Annotated in this window: 6 protein-coding genes; 2 read left to right on the top strand and 4 right to left on the bottom strand. The window is 69.2% G+C overall.

The window, feature by feature from the left end; translation table 11 throughout:
* From FV228_RS17680 to FV228_RS17690, 3 genes are all read right to left on the bottom strand, one after another.
* The coding region (locus FV228_RS17680) for a transglycosylase domain-containing protein (protein WP_187277797.1) at nt 1-559 on the bottom strand (559 nt) is incomplete at its 3' end.
* Nucleotides 560-712: 153 nt separating this feature from the next.
* Nucleotides 713-931 carry a hypothetical protein gene (locus FV228_RS17685; RefSeq protein ID WP_147855829.1) on the bottom strand — a complete coding sequence of 73 codons (219 nt, stop codon included), beginning with the start codon at nt 929-931 and terminating at the stop codon, nt 713-715.
* A gap of 151 nt (nt 932-1,082) precedes the next feature.
* The gene (locus tag FV228_RS17690) at nt 1,083-4,496 is read right to left on the bottom strand and encodes an acyl-[ACP]--phospholipid O-acyltransferase (RefSeq protein ID WP_147855830.1); all 3,414 of its coding nucleotides are present in this window, start codon (nt 4,494-4,496) and stop codon (nt 1,083-1,085) included.
* A gap of 506 nt (nt 4,497-5,002) precedes the next feature.
* Between FV228_RS17690 and FV228_RS17695 the strand changes: the two genes are divergently transcribed.
* The gene (locus tag FV228_RS17695; RefSeq protein WP_147855831.1) at nt 5,003-5,620 is read left to right on the top strand and encodes a LysE family transporter; all 618 of its coding nucleotides are present in this window, start codon (nt 5,003-5,005) and stop codon (nt 5,618-5,620) included.
* 183 nt (nt 5,621-5,803) lie between these two features.
* Here FV228_RS17695 and FV228_RS17700 read toward each other — a convergent pair whose 3' ends face one another.
* On the bottom strand, nt 5,804-6,064 hold the full coding sequence (locus FV228_RS17700) for a hypothetical protein (RefSeq protein WP_147855832.1): 261 nt from the start codon (nt 6,062-6,064) through the stop codon (nt 5,804-5,806).
* A gap of 194 nt (nt 6,065-6,258) precedes the next feature.
* On the opposite strand from FV228_RS17700, the gene FV228_RS17705 reads away from it, so the two are divergent.
* A partial coding sequence (locus FV228_RS17705) for an SDR family NAD(P)-dependent oxidoreductase (RefSeq protein WP_147855833.1) occupies nt 6,259-6,384 on the top strand: 126 nt, incomplete at its 3' end.

The following is a 6,384-nucleotide window of genomic DNA, read 5'->3' on the forward strand; positions in this document are numbered from 1 at the left end:
CCTGGGCTGCCGTCAGCCGCGCCGGCTCGCGCCCGAAATAGGCCAGGCTCGCCGCCCGGACGCCCTCGAGGGGACCGCCATAGGGGGCGAGCGCCAGGTAGAGGTCGAGCAGCGCCGCCTTGCCGAGCTGCCGCTCCAGCGCCACCGCCCGGACCATCTGGCGGAGCTTGGCCTCCAGCGAACGCCCGTGGCGCGGCTCGACCAGGCGGGCGACCTGCATCGACAGGGTCGAGCCCCCCGACAGGATCCGGCCATGCCCCAGCCATTGGCCGGCGGCCCGCAGGATCGCCACCGGATCGACGCCGGGATGGGTCTCGAAGCGCCGGTCCTCGTAGGCGAGCAGCATCGCCCGGTAGCGCGGATCGACGGTCGCAGCTCTGGCCGGAAGCCGCCAGCGGCCGTCCGCGGTGGCGAAGGGGCGCAGCAGCGTGTCGGCCCGGTCGAGCACGACGGTGGAGCGTGCCGAGGCCGCCGCCAGGTCGAGGGGCGGCAGCGAAACGGCGTAGTGCCAGACCAGCCCGGCGCCGGCCATGACGAGCCCGGCCAGAAGCGCCGCCATCGCGAGGCCCCTGCGCACCGCACGGCGAAGCCGGGACGCGGCGGCCGCGCCGGGATCGGGCCCTTGGTGCGGCACGCATCCTCCAGATCCCGGGTCTACCAGAGCGCACAGATTCACCGATCCGCCGCGGCAGGCAAGGCCCGGGGCGCCGGCTCAGCCGATGCCGACGCCGCGCAGATCCGGGAAGGCCGGCCGGCCCGCCTGGGCCAGGTGGAGCGGGAACGGCACGACGTTGGACGACAGCATGACGGGCTCGATCGCGATGTTCTGCGGCGCGGGCTTGCGCGCCTTGCCGAGCTTGGCCCAGCGTTCGAGACGCCTGAAATAGGCCCGCCGCGTCAGCCAGATCGGAAATCGCTTGCCCTTGTGCATGATCAACCCCTCGTCGACACGCGCCTGAATCGCGAATTCCAGTCCATGATTCTCGATCACTGAAGATTGATCGAATCATGACTGTATTCGTGATACCATGCCAACGTGTCGCTGCACGCATCCCCCGTTTGGGGGACGCGGCGCGACAGGGTCAGGCCGCCGCCGTTTCCTTCGCTCGCTCGTGCGCGAGCTTGACCACCGAGACCTGATCGACCTTGCCGCTGCCCAGCATCGGGATCGCGTCCAGCACCACCACCTCGGCGGGGATCGCTACGTCGGAGGCGCCACGCTCCTTGGCGAAGCTCTGGTAGGCGGGGCGCGTCGCGCCCTTCTCCTGGGTGAACAGCACCAGCCGCTCGCCCTTGCGCGCGTCCGGCACCGCCGCGACCGCGCTCGGCTGGTTCGGCCAGAGTTCGGCGGCGAGCGCCTCGATGCCGGCGAGCGAAACCATCTCGCCGGCGATCTTGGCGAAGCGCTTGGCCCGGCCCTTGATCGTCACGAAGCCCATGGCGTCGATCGCCACGATGTCGCCGGTGTCGTGCCAGCCGCCCGGCGGCGGCTCCAGCACGCCGGGTTTTTCCGCCCGCAGGTAGCCCAGCATGATGTTGGGTCCCCGAACCGACAGGCGTCCGGCATCGTCGATTCCGGGCACCGGCTCCAGGCGGGTCTCGATCCCGGGCAGGATCCGCCCGACCGTGCCGAATCGGTTGAACATCGGCGTGTTGAGGGCGACCACCGGCCCGCATTCGGTGACGCCGTAGCCTTCCAGGATGCGCAGGCCGAACTTCTCGCCCCAGGTCTTGCGGGTCGTTTCCTTCACGGCCTCGGCCCCGGCCACGACGTAGCGCAGCGAGCGCAAGTCGTAGGCGTGCGCGGCCCGGGCGTAGCCGGCGAGGAACGTGTCGGTGCCGAACAGGACCGTGCTGTTGGAGCCGTAGATCAGCTCCGGGACGATCCGATAGTGCAGCGGCGACGGGTAGAGATAGACCGGCACCCCCGAGACCAGGGGCAGGACCAGCCCGGCGGTCAGCCCGAAGGCGTGGAACACCGGGAGCACGTTGAACACCTTGTCGGTCGGCCCGAAATCGATCCGGGCCGCCACCTGGGCCACGTTGGCGAGCATGCAGCGGTTGGCCAGCACCACGCCCTTGGGCGTACCCTCGCTGCCCGAGGTGAAGAGGACCGCGGCCGGATCCTCGCCCGTGCGCCGTACCAGAGGTTTGCGCCCGGCCAGCAGGGCGCGGATCTTGTCCGGCGTCGTGACGGTGGCGCGCACGTCCTCCAGGTAGATCAGTTCGACCTGTCCCTTGATCGCCTCTATCAGGCTGCCGAGCCGTCCTTTCTCGATGAAGGCCCGGGAGGTGAGGATCTTGTCGACCTGCGCCGCCCGGCACGCCGAGAGCACGTTGGCCGCGCCGGCGGAGAAGTTGATCATCGCCGGCACCCGGCCCGCAGAGGCCAGGGCGAACAGGGTCACGGCCGCGCCGTTGGCGTTGGGCAGCATCACGCCGATCCGGCCGCCTTCCGGGGCGAGCGACATCAGCTTGCGGCCGAGCACGTTCGCGCCGAGGACGAGGCGGCTGTAGGACAGGCGGCCGGTGACCGGGTCCTCGACGGCGGTGCGGCGCCAACCGTGGCGGTCCCCGGCGTCGATCAGCGCTGCCATCAGGCCCCGGTCGGTGTCGGCGGTGCGGAACAGCAGGTCGGACATGATGCCGTAGAGCGCCGCCCCGGCCGCCTGGCGCCGGGCCTTGCCGCGCAGCGCCGGGTCCACGGTGAGGCGCACCGGCGGCAGCAGCGTCACGGTCACCTTGGGCCACCAGCGATGGCGGACCTGCCCGCGGGACAGGCGCGAGAACGCGGTACGCTCCAGCCCGTCGATCTTCACCGGCACCACCATGGCACCCGACTTGTCGGCGATCAGCCCGGCGCCGTCGTAGACCTTCATCAGGCTGCCGGTGACGGTGAGCCGGCCTTCGGGGAAGATGATCAGCGTTTCACCGCTCTTGACCGCGTTGATCAGCGTCCGGGTGGCGAGCGGCCGGGTCGGGTCGAGGGGCATCGCCCTGGTCACCCGCAGGAACGGCCGCACCCACCAGCGCTGCGCGATCCCGCTGTCCACCGCGAAGACCGGCTCCTGATCGAGCAGCGACAGCGCCAGCGGCGCGTCGAGGAACGAGACGTGGTTGAGCGCCAGGATGCAGTTCGGCCCGGCCGCCGCGACGTTGTCGAGCCCGCGGACCTCCAGCCGGTAGAAGGCCCGGAACAGGATCGAGAGCGCGTCGCGGAACGGGCTGGTCGGCAGGGTCGCGAACACCACGGCGCCGACGATCAGGTTCAGCACGCCCACGAGCGCGAGTAGGCTCGCACTCGACAGGCCCGCACCCTGCAGGGCCGCCAGCGCCAGGGTGCCGGCCACCATGAACGCCGCGGTCACGACGTTGACCGCCCCGATGATGCGCGCCCGCATCGCCTTCTCGGTCCAGGCCTGCACGGCCGCGAAGGATGGGACGATGTAAAGGCCGCCCGACACGGCGAGGCCGAGGAAGCCGATCGCAGTGCGCAGGCCGTACCCGGTCTGCAGGAAGTCGGAAGGTCCGATCGCCTCTGCGGGCGGCGGCGGCAGGTGTCCGATCGTCCAGGCGAGGTCGAGGCCGAACAGTCCCATCAGTACCGCGCCGACCGGCGTCGGCAGGAGCACGATCCGGCCGCTGGCGAGCCAGGAGGCGAGCCCCGATCCCACCGCGATGCCGACGGAGAACAGCGCCAGCAGCAGGGTGATCACGGTCTCGGTGCCGTTGAAGGCGTCGCGCACCAGGACCGGCAGGAGCGACAGCACCACGACTCCGACCAGCCAGAACCAGCTCACCGTCAGGGAGCCGCGCCACAGGCGCGTGTCGGCCCAGAGGTCGCGCAGCAGCGAGGCCGTCGAGCGCGCCACGTTGCGATCGACGTGCAGGTCCGGTGCCCCCTCCCCGGTCGGCGGGATCATCCGGGCCGAGAGCCAGCACAGGACCGCGAAGCCCATCACCAGGGCACCGAACACCAGGCCGGAGCCGCCCATCGCCGAGGCCGCGCCGGCCGCGATGGTGCCGAGCAGGATCGCCAGGAAGGTCGCTGCCTCGACCAGCGCGTTGCCGGCCGGCAGCTCCTCGCGGCGCAGGTGGTCCGGCAGGATCCCGTACTTGATCGGGCCGAACAGGGCCGCGATCGTCCCGAACAGGCCCAGCGCCACGAACAATACCGGTACCGAGTGCAGCAGGAAGCCGAGCACCGCGGTGCCGGCCGCGAAGATCTCGGCGAACTTGAGCCGGCGGGCCATCAGCGCCTTGTCGTACCGGTCGGCCCATTGCCCGCCCAGGCCCGACAGAATGAAGAACGGCCCGATGAACACCGCGCTCGCCAAGGTGACCAGGACGCCGGCATGGGCATCCGCCTGCCCGCCGATCCCGAACAGGATCAGGAAGGCCAGCGCGTTCTTGAGGAAATTGTCGTTGAACGCCGAGAAGAACTGGCACCAGAACAGCGGCGCGAAGCGCCGGGCACTCATCAGGGAACGGAACATGGCGATCTCTCGGTTCCGAACCTGACTGGCCCACTCGATGCGTCGAGGTCAAATCGGACCTGCGTCACGCGGTGGTTGCGGGGCCGCCATACACCGTTTCGCGCGTCATTCCGACGATGTCGTCCTTACGCGCGCAAGGAAACGACCCGGTGATGCGCGATGGTTCGGGGATCGTGGGCTGCCCCGGGTTGCGCCGCTGCGCGTGTAAGGACGGTCAAGCCACGGCCAACCTGGCCCGCGGACATCGGGTGTGCGCCCTCAACCACAGGCGATGCGCGAGCAGCCGCGCGGGAGGTGCTTTGACCGCGCGGCCAACCTGAGGATTATTCCGGACATCTCCGTTCCCTCGCCTCGGCTATCTGTGGCGCACAACCGAGTGCCGTGAGCGATCTTAGGGCGCCCGACTCAAGACATTCCCGAACAAGCGCAGCTCCGGGATCTTGAAAAAGACAGTCCGGTATGAACTCCTGTCGCTGGCTGCCCGCCATCACCTCTGCGAGGTCACCATGACCGAACTGCTCGCCGTCATCACCATTACCATTCTGGCCGTGATAAGTCCCGGCCCCGACTTCGCGATGGTGACGCGGAACAGTCTTTTGCTATCGCGCCGCGCGGGATTGCTGACGGCGCTGGGCATCGGCGCGGGCGTATTGGTGCATGTCACCTATACGATCCTCGGCGTCGGCATACTGATCCAGCAATCCATCTGGTTGTTCAATGCGCTCAAGCTGGTCGGCGCAGCCTATCTCATCTGGCTCGGTATCAAGATGCTGCGCGCCGTGCCGACCTCGGATGCACCGTCCGCTGCGCCTGTCGTGCCGTCGGATCTTGAGGCGTTGCGCATCGGCTTTCTGACCAACGCACTCAATCCCAAGTGTACGGTCTTCGTGGTCAGCCTGTTCATGCAGGTGGTCCAGCCATCGACGCCGTTGGCGACGCAGATCGGCTATGGTGCCTTCATCTCGGGCGCGCACATCCTGTGGTTTGCGCTGGTCGCCCTGTTCTTCTCCGCGGGGCGTGTCCGGGATCGCCTCCTCGCCGTGCGCCACTGGATCGACCGGGTGTTCGGCGTCTTGCTGGTCGGGTTCGGGCTGTTGCTGGCGCGGTCGAGCGTGGCACGGTGATGGCGTTGAGCGGTCGCTGTCCGGAGCTGCCCTGTTTCTGAGATAGCGGGCGAAAACAGACAGCTCCTTCAGGGTGTTTGCGGCGGCGGATTGTCCCCCTGCCTCACGATGCTTGGTCTTTGCAGAGGTCGTTCTCAGAACAACCCCGTCGTCCCGGCCGCCGATCGCGCTCGCCTCGACTGCTCAAACCTTCCGGACGGTCCGGCCGTGCCTGTCGGCGAGCCTGCTGACCTGGCGTTCCATCAGGTTCCGCAGCGACGCGCCGACATCGTAGGACCAGGCGATGTAGGCCGCGATCGTCGCGCTCACCACCATCACGGCGCTGGCCGCGCAGATCGGCACCGCCAGCAACAAGGTCAGGACCAGGCCGACCGACATCCGCTCGCCGAGCGAGGCTTGCGGCCAAGGATCGATCGGTAGGGAGAACCGTCGTCCGTATCGCATGGCTGCGATCCTCGAAGGCCGGTCGCGCTGCGATGGCGCGCGACTACGCAGGATCAACAGCGCTCGGTGTCGGATGTTGCGCGCCGGGTTCCAAAAAGACCGGCGGCCGTGACGTTCCGGCACGGCGGTGCGGCGCAACCGTGGGCGTCGGCACCCGTTGCCGCTGCGATTTTCTCCACTCAGGCGAGGCCAGTATGGCACGGGTTGCAGTCGTTACCGGAGGGACCGCCGGAATCGGGCTCGCGACCGCGCATCGCTTCGCCGCCGGCGGATGGTCGGTGGCGGTGGTGGCGCGCGATCCCGCGCGGGTCGCCGCCGCC

Origin of the sequence: Methylobacterium sp. WL18 (genome assembly GCF_008040015.1) — a bacterium.
Taxonomy (GTDB): domain Bacteria; phylum Pseudomonadota; class Alphaproteobacteria; order Rhizobiales; family Beijerinckiaceae; genus Methylobacterium; species Methylobacterium mesophilicum.

Bases quoted from the DNA above. Each gene is read 5' to 3' on its own strand.
- FV228_RS17695 (WP_147855831.1), top strand. From the start codon at position 5,003: ATGACCGAACTGCTCGCCGTCATCACCATTACCATTCTGGCCGTGATA.
- FV228_RS17685 (WP_147855829.1), bottom strand. From the start codon at position 931: ATGCACAAGGGCAAGCGATTTCCGATCTGGCTGACGCGGCGGGCCTAT.
- FV228_RS17690 (WP_147855830.1), bottom strand. From the start codon at position 4,496: ATGTTCCGTTCCCTGATGAGTGCCCGGCGCTTCGCGCCGCTGTTCTGG.
- FV228_RS17700 (WP_147855832.1), bottom strand. From the start codon at position 6,064: ATGCGATACGGACGACGGTTCTCCCTACCGATCGATCCTTGGCCGCAA.